Here is an 18,100-nt window from a genome sequence, read left to right as displayed (position 1 = left end):
GCACCGGGCCCGAGCGAGGCGCCGCGAACCCTGGTTCCGGCCGGCCATCGCCGAGCGAAAAAAAGACGGAGGCGGCCTCGCCACGCCGATCGGGCGTCGCGAGACCGCCTCCGCGGTCCATCATCGAATGGCGTGCCTACGCGCTCGCGTATTCAACTTCACGCACGCAGCGCGGCAGCGGGTGCGTAGCCGCCGTCGTCGCGCTCGTCCGCCTCGCGGCGCTTGATCTCGCGCGCGAGCGCATGCGCCTCGCGATGCGACGCGACGGCAGGCGGCGAGCCCTTCAGCGGCTGGCGCGCGCTCTCCGGCAGCGCGAGCACCGAGATCGCGCCGATCACGGCGGCGCCCATCAGGTAATACGCGGGCATCATCAGGTTGCCCGTCGTATCGACGAGCCAGGCGGCCGCGAGCGGCGTCGTGCCGCCGAACAGCGACACCGACACGTTGAAGCCGATCGCGAGCGCGCCATAGCGGATCTCGGTCGGGAAAAGCGCGGGCAGCGCCGACGGCATCACGCCCGTGAAGCACGACAGCAGCGCGCCGAGGATCAAGAGGCCGCCGAACACGAGCGACGTCTCGCCCGTGCGGATCAGGAGCAGCGCGGGGATCGCGAGCGCGAAGAGCCCGATGCAGCCGGCGAGCATCACCGGCTTGCGGCCGACCGCGTCCGACAGGCGGCCCGTCGCGAGCGTCATCGGCATCATCAGCACCATCACGATCAGGATCAGCACGAGGCCGTGCGCCTCGTCGAAGTGCAGCGTCGACGACAGGTAGCTCGGCAGGTACGACAGCGCCATGTAATCGGCGACGTTGAAGATCAGCACGAGGCCGACGCACAGCAGCAGCGCGCGCCAGTGACGCACGAGCTGCCGGCGGAAATGCGTCTTCGGCACGGCCTTGTCCTGCGCTTCGCGCGCTTCGGCCTGACGCTTGAATGCGGGCGTCTCTTCGAGCTTCAATCGGATGTAGAGGCCGATCAGGCCGAGCGGGCCGGCGACGAGGAACGGCACGCGCCAGCCCCACGACAAGAGCGCGTCGTGCGACAGCGACGCCGTCAGCAGCGCGACGACGCCCGCGCCCATCACGTAGCCGATCAGCGTGCCGAACTCGAGGAAGCTGCCCATGAAGCCGCGGCGCTTGTCGGTCGAGAACTCGGCGATGAAGGTCGCCGCGCCGCCGTATTCGCCGCCCGTCGAGAAGCCCTGCACGAGGCGCGCGACGAGGAGCAGCACGGGCGCCAGGATGCCGATCGAGTCGTAGCTCGGGATGAGGCCGATCGCGAACGTGCCGACCGCCATCATGATCATCGTCATCGCGAGCACGCGCTGGCGGCCGATGCGGTCGCCGAGCGGGCCGAACACCATCCCGCCGAGCGGGCGCACGAGGAACGCGGCGGCGAACGTGCCGAAGGTCGCGAGCAGTTGCGCGGACGGGTTGCTCGACGGAAAGAACACTTGGCCGAGCGTGACGGCGATGTAGCTGTAGACGCCGAAGTCGAACCATTCCATCGCGTTGCCGAGGGCCATCGCGCCGACGGCGCGCTTCAGGAGCCCCTGGTCGACGACCGTGATGTCGTGCGGGGCGGCGGCTGACGCGCCGTCGGCGGACGCGGTTGACGAAATAGACGGGGCGGGTGTTGCAGTCAAGGTCGAAAACTCCTGTGACGGCGGCCGAATCGCGCGAGGGGACGCGCGGTTCGCCACGGGTTGCCGGTGAGTGCGGGTCGCGATCGAGCGAGGGTCGCGAGCGTGAAAGGGCGAATGAAACGCTTAATCCAAAAGGAAGCCGATCCGGCGCGGACCCGATGGTCGTCGCGCACTCGCACTCGTGAGAAAAGACCGCCGTACGGGGACGGTCGGCGAACCGGCGCATCACGTGGCGTTCGCGGCCGGCTGGATGCCCTTCAAGGGCGTTGAAACGAAAAAAGCTGCCCGAAGGCGCGCTTTCTTGTGAGCGAAATTCCGGGCGACCCGTTGCGGCGCAACGCCGAACGATCTGGTGACCGAAATAAATGACAGACGTAGGCTGTTTAAAGAAGCGACATGATAGCACGATGACGGAGGATCGCGCAAATTGCCGCGGGCGCCGGTTTTTTCGGGCGTCGGCTCGGCTATGATCGCGCTCGTTGCCGCGGCGTTGCGCGGCGTTTTCGACGCGCGCCTCGCGCGTTTCCCGACATGCTTTCACTCGCGAAGATCGCCGCGCTTTTCGTCTTGACCGCCGTCGCAGAGATCGTCGGCTGCTATCTGCCGTGGCTCGTGCTGAAGGCGGGGAAGCCGGCCTGGCTGCTCGCGCCCGCGGCGCTGTCGCTCGCGTTGTTCGCGTGGCTTCTGACGCTGCATCCGGCCGCCGCCGCGCGCACCTATGCGGCGTACGGCGGCGTCTATATCGCGGTCGCGCTCGCGTGGCTGCGGGTCGTCGACGGCGTGCCGCTGTCGCGCTGGGACGCGGCGGGCGCGGCGCTCGCGCTCGCCGGGATGTCGGTGATCGCGCTGCAGCCGCGCGGGTGATGCCGAGGGCGATGCTGCGATGCTGCGATGCGCGTCGGGTGGGTGTCGATGCGGCGCGTGCGGCAGGGCGAATCGGGGGGCTTTGGCGATCGGGGGTGCCGATCTCGGCGTGCCGGTCGGCCGTCGGGCGAAACGAATGTCGACCGGCCGCTTGTGACCCGATCGGCCGGCGGTCGTTGAGCGCTGCCGTTGCCAAGGCCGGCCTGCGGCGGAACGATTGCCGGACGGCAGCCAAATGAAAGCGGTGTGCAGCAGGATGCCCGTCGGGCTGGATGATGCGCGGCAGGCCGACGGTCAAGAAACCAATCGATTGAAGGTCAATTGCCGGGGGGATCGCCGGCAAGCCCGCACGACGCGCGTCGTGCGAGCGAGGGAGGAAGTCCGCCGCCCGCCCGCCGATCCCCCGGCGGCAATCGATCTCGTCAAGCCTCGCTGCCCGCTTCCTTGCGCCACACGCACGCGCCCTTGACCGACTTGTCGAGCGCGTCGAGCTGCGCCTCGTGCGCGGCGAGCTCGTCGTCGGTCGCGGCGAGCACCGGCAGGTCGAGCCCGCTGAACGCCATCCGCGGCGCGTCGCCGTTGCGGTGCGCGTCGCCGCCTTCGTCGAGCATGTCGATGACGAGGCTTTCCTGCCCGCGCGTCATCGCGAGATACACCTCGGCGAGCAGCTCGGAGTCGAGCAGCGCGCCGTGCAGCGTCCGGTGCGCGTTGCTGATGCCGAAGCGGTCGCACAGCGCGTCGAGCGAGTTGCGCTTGCCGGGGAACATCTGCTTCGCCTGAACGAGCGTGTCGATCACGCCTGCGCAGTGGTCGGTGAAGGTCGGCAGGCCGAGCAGCGAGAACTCGGCGTCGAGAAATCCGAGGTCGAACGGCGCGTTGTGGATGATGAGCTCCGCGTCGCGGACGAAGTCGCGCAGCTCGTCGACGATTTCGGCGAACTTCGGCTTGTCGCTCAGGAACTCGGTGGTGAGCCCGTGCACCGCGAGCGCGCCCGGATCGCTGTCGCGCCCGGGGTTCACGTAGAAGTGCAGGTTGTTGCCGGTGAGCCGCCGGTTCAGCAGCTCGACGCAGCCGATTTCGATGACGCGGTCGCCCGCGCGTGCGTTGAGGCCGGTGGTTTCGGTATCGAGGATGATCTGGCGCATGTCTGAAAAAACGGGATTCGAGTCAGTCGTGAAGCGAAAAGGGGTGCGCAAGCGGGCTCATGCCCGATCGAGCGATTCGACGCCGCGGTTCGCGAGCGCGTCCGCACGCTCGTTCTCCGGGTGGCCGGCGTGTCCCTTCACCCAGCGCCATTCGATGTCGTGCTGCGCGACGAGCGCGTCGAGCCGCTGCCAGAGATCCGCGTTCTTCACGGGCGTCTTCGCGGCGGTGACCCAGCCTTTCTTCTTCCAGCCGTGGATCCATTCGCTGATGCCTTTCTGCACGTATTGCGAATCGGTGTGGACGACCACCTTGCACGGGCGCTTCAGCACCTCGAGCGCGGCGATCACGGCGGTGAGCTCCATCCGGTTGTTGGTCGTGCCGGCTTCGCCGCCGAAGAGTTCCTTCTCCTGCGCGCCGTAGCGCAGCAATGCGCCCCAGCCGCCGGGGCCGGGATTGCCCTTGCAGGCGCCGTCGGTATAGATGTCGATGGTTTGCAGCGTCATGAATGTTCTTGGTGAGTGGTCGGGGTGGCCGCGGGCGTGAGGCCCGGCGCGAGCACCGGCTTTTTCATCTTGATCGGGCCGACGAGCCGCATTCCGCGCACGCGCTTGATCGCCGTCACCATGTAGACGGCGCCGAAGATCGGCCACCAGCGGTCGCCCGCGGCCTCCATGAACGCGTAGCGGGACAGCCACTTGTCGGTGGCGAGGGGCGGCCGGTAGCAGCCGAAGCGGCCGCGCTCGAGATCGAAGCCGAGCAGCTTGATCCAGTCCTTCAGCCGGATGAACGTGATCTGGTCGCGCGTCGCGGGCACGAACGGCCGGTTCGCCATCTTGCCGACCGACTGCCGCGCGCCCCAAAGGCTCAGCGAGTTGAAGCCCGTGATCACGAGCTGGCCTTCCGGCATCAGCACGCGCTCCGCCTCGCGCAGCAGCCGGTGCGGATCGGACGTGAATTCGAGCGTGTGCGGCATCACGATCAGGTCGACGCTCTGCGACTCGAACGGCAGATCGAGCAGGTCGCACCAGACGGTGCTGCGCCCGGCGGGCGCATGCTCGGCGCTGTGCGCCTCGCGCGCCCACGGATAGTGGTAGGGCGCGCTCGCGCCGCTCGCCGGATCGAGCACGAGGCCGCGGCACGGCATGCGGTTCTCGCGCAGCGCGTCGAGCTGCGGCAGCCCGAGCTGCAGCGCGTGGAAGCCGAACACGTCGGACACGGTGCGGTCGAGCTGCGCCTGCTCCCAGTCGAGCACATAGCGCCCGGGCGGGGAGTCGGTCCAGGCGGGCCAGTCTATAATCGAACGGTCAGACATATCTCGGTGGTTGCGCGCCCATGAACGAGCTGGAATACGTGCCGGTGCCGGCATTCGACGACAACTACATCTGGCTCGTGTCGGACGGCAGCGATGCGGTCGCCGTCGATCCGGGCGAAGCCGCCCCGGTGCGCCGCTATCTCGACGCGCGAGGTTGGCGGCTGACCGCTATTTTACTCACGCACCATCATGGCGACCACGTCGGCGGAGTGGCCGAGCTGCTCGCGACCTCGCGCGGCGGCGAATCCGTCGCGGTGTTCGGCCCCGCGCACGAGGCGATCGAGCACGTGACGCGCCGCCTCGCGGGCGGCGAGCGCGTGCGCATCGGCTCGCCCGCGCTCGAATTCGACGTGATCGACGTGCCGGGCCACACGCGCGGCCACATCGCGTATTTCCAGGCGGCCGGCGCAGGCCCGGCGGGGCCGGCGAATGCCGCGCCGCACCTCTTTTGCGGCGACACGCTGTTCTCGTGCGGCTGCGGCCGCCTCTTCGAAGGCACGCCCGCGCAAATGCTCGCGTCGCTCGACGCGCTCGCGGCGCTGCCGGGCGACACGCGCGTGCACTGCGCGCACGAGTACACGCTGTCGAACATCAAGTTCGCGCTCGCGTGCGAGCCGGACAACGCGGCGCTCGCCGCATGGCGCGACGAAGCGAGCGCGCGCCGCGCGCGCAACGAGCCGACGCTGCCGACGACGATCGCGCACGAGCGGGCGGTGAACCCGTTCCTGCGCGCGGACAGCCCGTCGATCCGCGCGACGCTCGAAACGCAGTTGCACGAGGCGGCGCCCGACCGGCTCGCCGCGTTCACGCTGATGCGCGAGTGGAAAAATCGTTTTCGTTAACCCGGAGGACAGTCGGGTCAAGCTCAACCAGAATCTGGAGAATCGGCCCCAAATACCCGATTTAGCAGGTTTTTTCGGTGTTTTTATTGACGCGAACCACACACTTTCGTACTATCGCCTGCAATTTCCAGCCGTTGGAAGCCGAGATTTTCATGCGATTCCTCCTCAGTGCGCTATTGGTCCTGACGCTCGCCGCGTGCGCGGGCACGGGACCGAGCGCCCAAAATCCCGCGGCCTCCGACCCGCAAGCCGCTTCGACCTTCCTGCGCAAGTCCGCCACCGCGAAAGAAACCGTCGACGTCGACAAGCAATCGGTCGGCGACCTGACCACCACCGACAGCGATCTCTGGGCGCGCATCCGCCGCGGCTTCCAGGTGCCGGATCTGCAGAGCGACCTCGTCGACATGCAGACCACGTGGTATACGCAGCGCCCCGATTACGTGCAGCGGATGACCGAGCGCTCGCAGAAGTACCTGTACCACATCGTCGAGGAGCTCGAGGCGCGCCACATGCCGACCGAGCTCGCGCTCTTGCCGTTCATCGAGTCCGCGTACAACCCGCAGGCGCTGTCGGTCGCGAAGGCGGCCGGCATGTGGCAGTTCATGCCGGGCACGGGCCGCACGTACAACCTGAAGCGGAACATGTGGCAGGACGAGCGGCGCGACGTGCTCGCATCGACGAGCGCGGCGCTCGACTATCTTTCGCGCCTGCACGACATGTTCGGCGACTGGTATCTCGCGCTCGCCGCGTACAACTGGGGCGAGGGCAACGTGCAGCGCGCGATCGCGCGCAACCAGGCGGCCGGCCTGCCGACCGACTACCAGAGCCTGCGGATGCCGAACGAGACGCGCAACTACGTGCCGAAGCTGCAGGCCGTGAAGAACATCATCGCGAATCCGCAGCAGTACGGCCTCACGCTGCCGGATATCCCGAACCACCCGTATTTCGTGACGGTGACGACGTCGCGCGACATCGACGTGACGGTCGCCGCGAAGCTCGCGAACCTGCCGCTCGACGAATTCAAGTCGCTCAATCCGTCGTTCTCGAAGCCCGTGATCCTCGGCGCGACGCAGCCGCAGATCCTGCTGCCGTTCGACAACGCGACGGCGTTCGAGAAAGGCCTGAAGTCGTATGACGGCCAGCTGTCGTCGTGGACCGCGTACACGGTGACCGAGCGCTCGCGGCCCGCCGCGATCGCGGAGAAGATCGGCGTCGACGCGGACACGCTGATGCAGGTGAACAAGATTCCGGCCGGCATGCGCCTGAAGCCCGGTTCGACGATCGTCGTGCCGCGCACCGACGACGACGACGAGGACATCAGCGCCGACGTCGCCGAGAACGGCGCGCTCGCGATGGAGCCGGACGTGCCGGATACGCGCAAGATGCTGATCCGCGTGCGCCGCAAGCAGTCGATGGAAGCGCTCGCGAGCCGCTACGGCGTGTCGGTCGCGCAGCTTCGCGGGTGGAACCGCACGCGCCGTGCCGTCGTGATGCCGGGCCAGACGATGGTGCTGCACGTGCCGGTCGGCCGCGCGGTGCCGGCCGAGCCGGGTCCGGAGCGGATCGCGACGTCGGTCTCGGGCGGCCGCATCGAGCGCGCGAGCCTGCATACGGGCGGCAAGGCGAGCCGCGGCCGCAAGGCGGCGCCCGTCGCCGCGAAGGCCGCGAAGAAGAACGGCGCGAAGGCCGCGCCCGCGAAGACCGCGAGCCACAAGGCGAAGAAAAAGTAAGACGAAAGGGCGCGCGCGCCGCGGGGGCTTTTCGATCCCCGGCGAGCAATCGACTATCATCGCCGGACGCCGTCACCTGGGTGACGGCGTTTTCGTTTGTGCGCTTCGCCGCAGGTCCGCCGGCCGGGCGCTTCATCGGTGATCATGATGTCCCTTCTCCAATTTCGCGTATTCGCGCTGTTCGCGATCGGCTATTTCGTTTCGTACGTCTTTCGCGGCGTGAATCTCGGCTTCGCGCCGCTCATCACGCGCGACCTCGGCCTGTCCGCCGCCGACCTCGGCCTGCTGACGAGTCTCTATTTCCTCGGCTTCGCGTGCGCGCAGATTCCGGCGGGCGTGCTGCTCGACCGCTACGGTCCGCGCCGCGTGAGCGCCGCGCTGTTGCTCGTCGCGGCGGCGGGCGCGTGGGTGTTCGGCGCCGCGCATGACGTCGGCACGATGATGGCCGGCCGGCTTCTGATCGGCGTCGGCGTGTCGGTGTGTCTCGGCGGCGCGTTCAAGGCGCTCGCGCAGCATTTCCCGGTCGCGCGGCTGCCGCTCCTGAACGGCTTCGTGATGGCGGTGGGCGGCCTGGGCGGCGTCGCGGTCGGCTCGCCGCTCGAATGGCTGCTCGGCTTCGCCGGCTGGCGTGCGGTGTGCGCGGGGCTCGGCGCGTTCACGGTGGCGGTCGCGGCCGCGTTGTGGGCGTTCGCGCCCGAAGCGGAGCAGGGCCGTCAGAACGCGAGCGCCGCCGCGCAGTTCGCCGGCACCTGGCGGATCATCGCGGACCGCACGTTCTGGAAGATCGCGTCGTTCTCGGTCGTCACGCAGGGCGTGTTTTATGCGATGCAGTCGCTGTGGGTCGGGGCGTATCTGCGCGACGTGAGCGGCTACGCGCCGCGCGACGCGGCCGCGCTCGTGTCCGTGTTCGGCTTCGCGATGATGGCGGGCTGCGTCGGCTTCGGCGCGGCGGCGCGCGGGCTCGAGCGGCGCGGCGTGTCGCTGTACGCGTTCTGCGGAGTCGGAATGGCGCTCTTCGTCGCGACGCAGCTCGCGATCATGCTGCGCGCGCCGCTGCCCGCCGTCGTGCTGTGGGCCGCGTACGGCGTGTTCGGCGGCGTCGGCATCCTGAGCTACGCGGTGCTCGCCGAGTACTTTCCCGTCCATCTGATCGGCCGCGCGAACACGACGCTCACGCTCGTCATCTTCGTGCTGATCTTCGGCTTTCAGGTCGGTGTGGGCGCGGTGCTGTCGCGGTGGCCGACGCACGCGGGGCACTATCCGGCGGGCGCGCATCTGGCCGCGTGGGGCGTGCTCGTCGCGCTGCAGATCGCGAGCGCGGTCTGGTACGTGCTGCCCGACCGCGCGCTCGACAAGTCGGCGCGGCACGCGGGCTGACGCGCGCGTCAGCCCGCGCATGGCGCGGGCGAAGTGGCATGCCGGTCCGGATCGCGGCGGCGAAAGGCGCGCGCGACGCCGCGCGTTCGTTTTTCGGCGGCCGCGACCGCGCGCCGCCGGCATCGCACGCTTCATCTGCGCTGGTCGACGTACTCGATGTATCCGCGTCCGCTCGCCGGCCGGCCGTCGCGCTCGCCTTCCCAGCGATAGCCGCCGACGTAGCCTGTGCCGATGCCGAACAGCATCGGCGTGTCGACCGTCGCGTCGATCGCGAACAGATTGCGGCCTCGCCGGTCGCGCACGCGCCAGGCGAATGTTTCGGGCAGCCGCATCTCGGAGCCGTCCGGCGCGACGGCCGGTCGCGCCTGCGTGCTCAGCACCCGGAAATGGACATCGGCGTCGAGCCGGTGAGCACATTTGCCGACGATGCGCAGATACGCGCTCGTCAGCGCCGGATGGCCGTCGACCTGGACGTGCGCGAGCAGCAGCTGCGTATCGGCGTCGAGATCGATCACCTGATAGCTGAACACGTCCCAGGGCAGCTTTGCGGCTTTCGGCAGGAAGCGGTTGTAGAGCAGATACGGCGACGTGCCGCGCGCGTATTCATAGGTGCAGAGGCCTGACACTTCGGTCGCCGCGCCTTTGTGCTCGATCGTGCCCCGATAGCGTGTGACGAGTGCGATGTGTTCATAGAAGAGGCCTTTCGCGAACCACGTGACGTCGCCCGTGGCCGTTAGCGACAGATCGACCGCGAAGTCCTGGCGACGGCTCTTCAGCCGGAACTCGGGATAGCGGCCGCTCAGCTCCAGATCCTTGCCGAGGCGCAGCAGGCTGCCGTCCGCGCGCCATTCCGTGTCGCGCGGGATCGAATAGCGCGTGAAGTGACGATCGACGGCGGCCGCCGTGCCGTGCACGAGCGTCGCGGTCTGCAGCGGGCCGTCGCCCGGCGCGGCCGCGAAATCGGTATCGAAGACGCGCATGCCTGCGCTGCCGAGGATGATCGCGCTGGCCATGAAATAGTGGGGCGCCGGCAGATCCGGAATCATGATTCCGTAGTGCATCAGGCCGAACCGGCGCGCACCGCCGTACGGCGGAAAGATCGTCGGCGTGGGCAAGCCGTGGCGCACGGATGGCTCGACGGGCCGCAGAATCTGTGTGGCCACCTTGGCCAACGCGTAGCCGCGCAACCCGCGCCAGCCGCGGTGGCGGTGCGCGCTGTCGATCAGTGGCAACTCGGGCGCGGTGGAGGCGCTCGTGTCGATGGTGGTGCTCATGTCGTCCCCTGTTTGTCGTGCTGGAAAAAGTGCCTGGTGCGCGGGTGCCGCGATGCGCCGTCGGCCGCCGTGGCCGCCGGGTGCGCCGACAGGGCAGTGGCGCGGGCAACGACGGTGCGCGGCCCTCCGGGGTGGGGGCGTCGTCGAGGCCCGGACCGTGCGGGAAAGATCGCATTGAACGTTACATTGGGCAATGGCATATTGGGCGCGTTCCGGACATTTGAGGCCACCATGACGGTCAAGCTTGCTCGCTGGGATTTCGTTCGCCCCGTCAACACGACGCGCGTGCTGGTGGACGTGGGCGTCGAGCAAGGACTGGGCGTACGTCAGTGCCTGGATGGCAGCGGCGTCGCGCCTGAACTGCTCGATCGGCCGGAAGCCACCGTGGCCGCGGCACAGGAGTTGCGCATCGTGCGCAATCTGATGCGGCTTCTGGGGCCGGATTTTCCGCTCGGCATCGAAATCGGCCGGCGCTACCACGCGACCGCTTACGGAATCTGGGGATTCGCGCTCCTGAGCAGCGCGACGTTCGCCGATGCCGTGTCGGTCGGATTGCGCTACCTTCAACTGACGTCGACCTTCTGCGACATCCGGCCGACCGCGCGCGGCGAAGACGCGACGCTCGTGATCGACGACCATGACCTGCCCGGCGACGTGCGCGACGTGCTGGTCGAAATCACCGTGGCCGCATTGATCACGCTGCAGGTCGATCTCGATGCGGCGAACTTGCCGGTCAAGCGCCTTGCGTTCAAGATGGAGGCGCCGTCGTATGCCGATCGTTTCCGGACGCTGTTCGCCGCGTCGCCCGAGTTCGGCGCGGCGGAAAACGCGTTGACGGTCGATGTGCGTTGTCTGGATCTGAAGCTGCCGCAGCGCAACTCGCTGACGCGGCGGCTTTGCGAAGACGAATGTCGGCGCGTGCTCGAACGCCGCCGTCGCAGCGAAGGCTGGGCCGGGCGCGTGCGCCGGCACCTCGCGGGCGATTCGGCACGCCGCCCGACGATGGCGGCGCTTGCGGCGGAGCTTGGCGTGAGCGCGCGCACGTTGCGGCGGCGGCTCGCGGGCGAGGGGACGGATTACGAGACGGTCGTCGACGAGATTCGCGAAACGCTGGCCGAAGAGCTGCTCGCGACCACGACATTGACCGTCGCGGAGATCTCGGAGCGGCTCGGCTATTCGGAGCCGTCCGCGTTCGCGCGCGCGTTCAGGCGATGGAAGGCGATGTCGCCCAGCGAATATCGGTGGTCCGCGTGACGCGGAGCGGGCGGGCCGGGCGCGGCGCGTGCCTGTTCGCCGCGGTCGGCGAAGGCGTGGGCGATGCCCGCCGCGCCGGCGCCCGGGCAAGCGCGAGCCGGCACGAAATGCGCCGATCGATTGAAGATAAGGCCAATTTCACGCTATAATTTGAAAGTTTGTGCTAATCAACCTCGCACCCTAGCGCCTACCTCCTTCATCCCGTTCGTCCGCCGCACGCCGCTTGACGCAGGCGATGCCGCGAAACCCGCGCCCGCGCGCGCCGTTTCGCGCTCGACCGCAAGCCCCGCGCGCGCGAGCGCCCACGCGCGCCGTGATGCGTCACGCGCCCGCGAACGCGCGGCAGGATAAACAGGTCGGCGGCAAGGGTGTCCCCCAAGGAGCCCCCCGTGTTGCCGTCTTTTTCTCCCGCTTTGCTCGCACTCGCCGACGGCACGGTCTTTCGTGGTTATTCGATCGGCGCGGCCGGCCATACGATCGGCGAAGTCGTGTTCAACACCGCGATCACCGGCTATCAGGAAATCCTCACTGATCCGAGCTATGCGCGCCAGATCGTCACGCTGACCTATCCGCACGTCGGCAATGTCGGCGTGAACGCCGAAGACGTCGAAGCGACGAAAGTCCATGCCGCCGGCCTCATCGTGCGCGATCTCCCGGCGCTCGCGTCGAACTTCCGGATGGAGCGTTCGCTCGGCGATTACCTGCGCGACGAAGGCGTCGTCGCCATTGCCGGCCTCGACACCCGCAAGCTGACCCGCATCCTGCGCGACAAGGGCGCGCAAAACGGCTGCATCCTGACGGGCTCCGACGACGAAGCAAAGGCGATCGCGCTCGCGCGCTCGTTCCCGGGCCTCGCGGGGATGGATCTCGCGAAGGTCGTGTCGACGACGAAGCCGTTCGAGTGGAAGCAGACCGAATGGCGCCTCGGCAGCGGCTACGGGATGCAGGAGACGCCGCGCTACCGCGTCGTCGCATACGACTTCGGCGTGAAATACAACATCCTGCGCATGCTCGCCGAGCGCGGCTGCCACGTGACGGTGCTGCCCGCGCAATCGAGCGCGGCCGACGCGCTCGCGCTCAATCCGGACGGCATCTTCCTGTCGAACGGCCCCGGCGATCCGGAGCCGTGCGACTACGCGATCGCCGCGACGAAGGAATTCATCGAGCGCGGCGTGCCGACCTTCGGCATCTGCCTTGGCCACCAGATCATGGGCCTCGCGGTCGGCGCGAAAACGCTCAAGATGAAGACGGGCCACCACGGCGCGAACCATCCGGTGAAGGATCTCGCGAACGGCCGCGTCGTGATCACGTCGCAGAACCACGGCTTCGCGGTCGACGCCGATTCGCTGCCCGCGAACGCGCGCGCGACGCACGTGTCGCTGTTCGACGGCACGCTGCAAGGCTTCGAGCTGACCGACAAGCCCGCGTTCTGCTTCCAGGGTCACCCGGAAGCGTCGCCCGGCCCGCACGACATCGGCTATCTGTTCGACCGCTTCACCGCGCTGATGGACGCGGCGAAGGCGCGTAGCGCCTGACGCCGCCGCATTTCGATCAAGGAGTCTCGCATCATGTTCGGCCACGCACTCGGCATCACGGATCTCTGGACCTACGTGTTCGGAGTGGTGTTCATCATCCTGCTGCCGGGGCCGAACTCGATGTACGTGCTGTCGCTTGCCGCGCAGCGCGGCGTGAAGGCCGGCTATCGGGCCGCGTGCGGCGTGTTCCTCGGCGACGCGGTGCTGATGGTGCTGTCGGCCGCGGGCGTCGCGTCGCTGCTGAAGGCGAACCCGCTGCTGTTCTCGGTCGTCAAGTACGGCGGCGCGGCGTACCTGCTGTACATCGGCGCCGGCATGCTGCGCGGCGCGTGGCGCAAGCTCGCCCGGCCCGCCGACGCGGGCGGCGACGCGCCGCCCGCGGTCGACGGCGAGCGGCCGTTCCGAAAGGCGCTCGTCGTGAGCCTCCTGAATCCGAAGGCGATCCTGTTCTTCATCTCGTTCTTCATCCAGTTCGTCGATCCGGCCTACGCGCATCCGGCGCTGTCGTTCGTCGTGCTGGGCGCGATCGCGCAGCTCGCGAGCTTCCTGTACCTGAGCACGCTGATCTTCGCGGGCGCGCGTCTCGCCGACCATTTCCGACGCCGCCGCAAGCTCGCGGCGAGCGCGTCGGGCGGCGTGGGCGGCCTGTTCGTCGGCTTTTCCATGAAGCTCGCGCTCGCGACGATGAGCTGAGCGCCACCGCCTGCCGATCGCGCATCAACGATTATTTTTTGAATCCCAAGAGCCATGCCAAAACGCACAGACATCAACAGCATCCTCATCATCGGCGCCGGCCCGATCATCATCGGCCAGGCGTGCGAGTTCGACTATTCGGGCGCGCAGGCATGCAAGGCGTTGCGTGAAGAGGGCTACAAGGTCATCCTCGTCAACAGCAATCCGGCGACGATCATGACCGATCCGAACACGGCCGACGTCACGTACATCGAGCCGATCACGTGGGAAGTCGTCGAGCGCATCATCGAGAAGGAGCGCCCGGACGCGATCCTGCCGACGATGGGCGGCCAGACCGCGCTCAACTGCGCGCTCGATCTGCATCACCACGGCGTGCTCGAGAAGTACGGGGTGGAGCTGATCGGCGCGTCGCCCGCGGCGATCGACAAGGCGGAAGACCGCCAGAAATTCAAGGACGCGATGACGAAGATCGGCCTCGGCTCGGCGAAGTCCGGCATCGCGCACTCGATGGAAGAGGCGCTGAAGGTGCACGCTGAAATCGCGGCGGCCACGGGCGGCAGCGGCTACCCGGCGGTGATCCGTCCGTCGTTCACGCTGGGCGGCTCGGGCGGCGGCATCGCGTACAACCGCGAAGAGTTCGAAGAGATCTGCAAGCGCGGTCTCGACCTGTCGCCGACGCGCGAGCTGCTGATCGAAGAGTCGCTGCTCGGCTGGAAGGAATACGAGATGGAAGTCGTGCGCGACCGCGCCGACAACTGCATCATCGTCTGCTCGATCGAGAACCTCGACCCGATGGGCGTGCACACCGGCGACTCGATCACGGTCGCGCCGGCGCAGACGCTCACCGACAAGGAATACCAGATCCTGCGCAACGCGTCGCTCGCGGTGCTGCGCGAGATCGGCGTCGACACGGGCGGCTCGAACGTGCAGTTCGCGATCAATCCGAGGGACGGCCGGATGGTCGTCATCGAGATGAATCCGCGCGTGTCGCGTTCGTCGGCGCTCGCATCGAAGGCGACCGGCTTCCCGATCGCGAAGGTCGCGGCGAAGCTCGCGATCGGCTACACGCTCGACGAGCTGAAGAACGAGATCACGGGCGGCCAGACGCCGGCGTCGTTCGAGCCGACGATCGACTACGTCGTGACGAAGATCCCGCGCTTCGCGTTCGAGAAATTCCGTGAGGCCGATTCGCGCCTGACGACGCAGATGAAGTCGGTCGGCGAAGTGATGGCGATCGGCCGCACGTTCCAGGAGTCGTTCCAGAAGGCGCTGCGCGGCCTCGAAGTCGGCGTCGACGGCCTCGACGAGAAGACGACGAGCAGCGACGAGATCATCCGCGAAATCGGCGAGCCGGGTCCGGACCGGATCTGGTACGTCGGCGATGCGTTCCGCGTCGGCATGTCGCGCGAGCAGATCTTCGAGGAGACGGCGATCGATCCGTGGTTCCTCGAGCAGATCGAGCAGATCGTGCTGAAGGAGAAGGCGCTCGCGGGCCGCACGCTCGCGAGCCTGACGAAGGACGAACTGCATTATCTGAAGCAGAGCGGCTTCTCCGACCGCCGCCTCGCGAAGCTGCTCGGCGCGACGCCCGCCGACGTGCGCGCGCGCCGTCTCGAGCTGAACGTGCGCCCGGTCTACAAGCGCGTCGATACCTGCGCGGCCGAGTTCGCGACGAAGACGGCGTACATGTACTCGACCTACGAGGAAGAGTGCGAGGCGCAGCCGACGACGAACAAGAAGATCATGGTGCTGGGCGGCGGCCCGAACCGGATCGGCCAGGGCATCGAGTTCGACTACTGCTGCGTGCACGCGGCGCTCGCGATGCGCGAGGACGGCTACGAGACGATCATGGTCAACTGCAACCCGGAAACGGTGTCGACCGACTACGACACGTCCGATCGTCTGTACTTCGAACCGCTGACGCTCGAAGACGTGCTCGAGATCGTCGACAAGGAAAAGCCCGTCGGCGTGATCGTCCAGTACGGCGGCCAGACGCCGCTCAAGCTCGCGCTCGATCTCGAGGCGCACGGCGTGCCGATCATCGGCACGTCGCCCGACATGATCGACGCGGCCGAAGACCGCGAGCGCTTCCAGAAGCTCTTGCAGGACCTCGACCTGCGCCAGCCGCCGAACCGCACCGCGCGCGCCGAGGACGAAGCGCTCGCGCTCGCCGAGGAAATCGGCTATCCGCTCGTCGTGCGCCCGTCGTACGTGCTCGGCGGCCGCGCGATGGAAATCGTCCACGAGCCGCGCGATCTCGAGCGCTACATGCGCGAAGCGGTGAAGGTGTCGAACGATTCGCCGGTGCTGCTCGACCGCTTCCTGAACGACGCGATCGAATGCGACGTCGACTGCATCTGCGACGGCGATGCGGTGTTCATCGGCGGCGTGATGGAGCACATCGAGCAGGCGGGCGTCCACTCGGGCGATTCGGCATGCTCGCTGCCGCCGTACTCGCTGTCGAAGGAGACGGTCGCCGAGCTCAAGCGCCAGACTGGCGCGATGGCGAAGGCGCTGAACGTCGTCGGCCTGATGAACGTGCAGTTCGCGATTCAGCAGGTGCCGGCCGACGCAAATGCGACGGACGGTCCGAAAGAGGACATCATCTACGTGCTCGAAGTGAACCCGCGCGCATCGCGCACGGTGCCGTACGTGTCGAAGGCGACGAGCCTGCCGCTCGCGAAGATCGCCGCGCGCGCGATGGTCGGCCAGACGCTCGCGGAGCAGGGCGTGACGAAGGAAGTCGAGCCGCCGTACTTCAGCGTGAAGGAAGCGGTGTTCCCGTTCATCAAGTTCCCGACCGTCGACCCGGTGCTCGGGCCGGAGATGCGCTCGACGGGCGAGGTGATGGGCGTCGGCACGACGTTCGGCGAAGCGCTCTTCAAGTCGCAGCTCGCGGCGGGCTCGCGGCTGCCGGAGTCGGGCACGGTGCTCCTCACGGTGATGGACGCGGACAAGCCGAAGGCGGTCGAGGTCGCGCGGATGCTACACGATCTCGGCTATCCGCTCGTCGCGACGCGCGGCACCGCCGCCGCGATCGAGGCCGCTGGCGTGCCGGTGAAGGTCGTCAACAAGGTGAAGGACGGTCGTCCGCACATCGTCGACATGATCAAGAACGGCGAGATCGCGCTCGTGTTCACGACCGTCGACGAGACGCGCGCGGCCATCGCCGATTCGCGTTCGATCCGGATGAGCGCGCAGGCGCACAAGGTCACGTATTACACGACGATGTCCGGCGCACGCGCGGCGGTGGAGGGTCTTCGCTACCTGAAGAACTTGGAAGTCTATGATTTACAAGGTCTGCATGGTCGCCTAAACTAAGCCTCCAGTTACCTGTCGAAGCAACACGTGCCGCGATTAAGCGGCGTTTCCGGTGTTCCGGAAATGCGCTTAATCGCGGTGATTTTTTTTATGGCCGTTATTAGCTATTGAATCGTTTATGAGCACCATTCCGTTGACGAAGCGTGGCGCAGATCAACTGCGCGACGAATTGCAGCGCCTCAAGTCGGTTGAGCGACCGGCCGTCATCAACGCGATCGCCGAAGCGCGTGCGCAGGGTGACTTGTCCGAAAACGCAGAATACGACGCCGCGAAGGAAAAACAGGGCTTCATCGAGGGTCGTATCGCGGAAATCGAATCGAAGCTGTCGGCCGCGCAGATCATCGATCCGACCGCCGTCGACGCCGACGGCCGCGTGGTGTTCGCCGCGACGGTCGAACTCGAGGATCTCGAAACGGGCAACACCGTCAAGTACCAGATCGTCGGCGACGACGAAGCCGACATCGACCACGGCCTGATCTCGGTCAGCTCGCCGATTGCGCGCGCGCTGATCGGCAAGTCCGAAGGCGACGTCGCGGCGGTTCAGGCGCCGAGCGGCGTGCGCGAGTACGAGATCATTTCGGTGCTTTACATCTGATGGCTGCTTCCGCCGCGCCGCACCGGCTGTTTCGCCTGCTGGCGACGGTCTGGGTCGGCAGTCTGCTGACGATCGGCTATGCGGTCGCGCCGGTGCTGTTCGCGACGCTCGAGCGGATGACGGCCGGCTCCGTCGCCGCGCGGCTCTTCAGCATCGAAGCGACGATCGGCGCGGTGTGCGGCGTGCTGCTGATCGGCCTGTCGAATCTGCTCGTGCGGCGCGGCCACGACGCCTATCGGCCGCTGCGCTTGGTGCTCGCGGCGATGCTCGGCTGCGTGCTGATCGGCTATTTCGCGCTGCAGCCGTTCATGAATGCGCTGCGGGTCGCGGCGCTCGAGGCGGGCACCGACGTCGGCCATTCCGCATACGCGGGGCGCTTCGCGCTCCTGCACGGCGTGTCGAGCTTCTTCTATCTCGTCGAGAGCCTGCTCGGCGCATGGCTGATCTGGCGGCTGCCGGGGAAGGGCGACGCGAGCCCGCGCGGCGACGAACGGCGCGTCTGAGCCGGCGC

The 18,100-nt window shown here is 67.7% G+C and carries 15 protein-coding genes; 10 read left to right on the top strand and 5 right to left on the bottom strand.

What is annotated here, in order from left to right; all coding sequences use genetic code 11:
- Positions 1–158: 158 nt before the first annotated feature.
- Positions 159–1,646, bottom strand: a complete 1,488-nt coding sequence (proP, locus tag BG90_RS01100) for a glycine betaine/L-proline transporter ProP (protein ID WP_025990464.1) — start codon at positions 1,644–1,646, stop codon at positions 159–161.
- A 531-nt stretch (positions 1,647–2,177) separates the two neighbouring features.
- On the opposite strand from proP, the gene BG90_RS01095 reads away from it, so the two are divergent.
- The gene (locus BG90_RS01095) at positions 2,178–2,510 is read left to right on the top strand and encodes a YnfA family protein (RefSeq protein ID WP_010121404.1); all 333 of its coding nucleotides are present in this window, start codon (positions 2,178–2,180) and stop codon (positions 2,508–2,510) included.
- Between the two features lie 422 nt (positions 2,511–2,932).
- Here BG90_RS01095 and dnaQ read toward each other — a convergent pair whose 3' ends face one another.
- Genes dnaQ through BG90_RS01080 form a run of 3 tightly spaced genes read right to left on the bottom strand, consistent with a single transcriptional unit; the run spans position 2,933 to position 4,968 of the window.
- Positions 2,933–3,655, bottom strand: a complete 723-nt coding sequence (dnaQ, locus tag BG90_RS01090; RefSeq protein ID WP_010102810.1) for a DNA polymerase III subunit epsilon — start codon at positions 3,653–3,655, stop codon at positions 2,933–2,935.
- Between the two features lie 57 nt (positions 3,656–3,712).
- The gene (rnhA, locus tag BG90_RS01085) at positions 3,713–4,159 is read right to left on the bottom strand and encodes a ribonuclease HI (protein WP_010102811.1); all 447 of its coding nucleotides are present in this window, start codon (positions 4,157–4,159) and stop codon (positions 3,713–3,715) included.
- Positions 4,156–4,968 (bottom strand): class I SAM-dependent methyltransferase, encoded by an 813-nt coding sequence (locus BG90_RS01080; protein WP_010102812.1) that lies wholly within the window; start codon positions 4,966–4,968, stop codon positions 4,156–4,158. Before BG90_RS01080 ends, rnhA begins: the two co-directional genes overlap by 4 nt.
- A gap of 20 nt (positions 4,969–4,988) precedes the next feature.
- On the opposite strand from BG90_RS01080, the gene gloB reads away from it, so the two are divergent.
- From gloB to BG90_RS01065, 3 genes are all read left to right on the top strand, one after another.
- The gene (gene gloB / locus BG90_RS01075; protein ID WP_010102813.1) at positions 4,989–5,810 is read left to right on the top strand and encodes a hydroxyacylglutathione hydrolase; all 822 of its coding nucleotides are present in this window, start codon (positions 4,989–4,991) and stop codon (positions 5,808–5,810) included.
- A 152-nt stretch (positions 5,811–5,962) separates the two neighbouring features.
- A complete protein-coding gene (locus BG90_RS01070; protein ID WP_025990463.1) occupies positions 5,963–7,540 on the top strand; it encodes a transglycosylase SLT domain-containing protein in 1,578 nt (525 codons plus the stop codon).
- A gap of 138 nt (positions 7,541–7,678) precedes the next feature.
- Entirely contained in the window at positions 7,679–8,917 is a 1,239-nt protein-coding gene (locus BG90_RS01065) for an MFS transporter (protein ID WP_010121400.1), read from the top strand.
- A gap of 131 nt (positions 8,918–9,048) precedes the next feature.
- On the opposite strand, the gene BG90_RS01060 is transcribed toward BG90_RS01065, so the two are convergent.
- Complete coding sequence (locus BG90_RS01060; RefSeq protein WP_010121398.1) at positions 9,049–10,191, bottom strand: DUF6670 family protein; 1,143 nt, start codon at positions 10,189–10,191, stop codon at positions 9,049–9,051.
- A 231-nt stretch (positions 10,192–10,422) separates the two neighbouring features.
- Between BG90_RS01060 and BG90_RS01055 the strand changes: the two genes are divergently transcribed.
- The 6 genes from BG90_RS01055 to BG90_RS01030 all read left to right on the top strand — a co-directional run bounded on the left by BG90_RS01055 (position 10,423) and on the right by BG90_RS01030 (position 18,092).
- A complete protein-coding gene (locus BG90_RS01055) occupies positions 10,423–11,445 on the top strand; it encodes an AraC family transcriptional regulator (RefSeq protein WP_010121396.1) in 1,023 nt (340 codons plus the stop codon).
- Positions 11,446–11,834: 389 nt separating this feature from the next.
- Complete coding sequence (gene carA, locus BG90_RS01050; RefSeq protein ID WP_010121395.1) at positions 11,835–12,980, top strand: glutamine-hydrolyzing carbamoyl-phosphate synthase small subunit; 1,146 nt, start codon at positions 11,835–11,837, stop codon at positions 12,978–12,980.
- 33 nt (positions 12,981–13,013) lie between these two features.
- Positions 13,014–13,673, top strand: a complete 660-nt coding sequence (gene leuE / locus BG90_RS01045; protein WP_010102829.1) for a leucine efflux protein LeuE — start codon at positions 13,014–13,016, stop codon at positions 13,671–13,673.
- 54 nt (positions 13,674–13,727) lie between these two features.
- The gene (gene carB / locus BG90_RS01040) at positions 13,728–16,994 is read left to right on the top strand and encodes a carbamoyl-phosphate synthase large subunit (RefSeq protein WP_010121393.1); all 3,267 of its coding nucleotides are present in this window, start codon (positions 13,728–13,730) and stop codon (positions 16,992–16,994) included.
- A gap of 118 nt (positions 16,995–17,112) precedes the next feature.
- Entirely contained in the window at positions 17,113–17,589 is a 477-nt protein-coding gene (gene greA / locus BG90_RS01035) for a transcription elongation factor GreA (protein WP_010102831.1), read from the top strand.
- A complete protein-coding gene (locus BG90_RS01030; RefSeq protein ID WP_010121391.1) occupies positions 17,589–18,092 on the top strand; it encodes a DUF4149 domain-containing protein in 504 nt (167 codons plus the stop codon). Before greA ends, BG90_RS01030 begins: the two co-directional genes overlap by 1 nt.
- Positions 18,093–18,100: the final 8 nt, after the last annotated feature.

The organism is Burkholderia oklahomensis C6786 (assembly GCF_000959365.1).
Taxonomy (GTDB): Bacteria; Pseudomonadota; Gammaproteobacteria; order Burkholderiales; family Burkholderiaceae; genus Burkholderia; species Burkholderia oklahomensis.
Note: the sequence above shows the minus strand (reverse complement) of the source record. Positions and strands in the feature narration are given on the sequence as shown.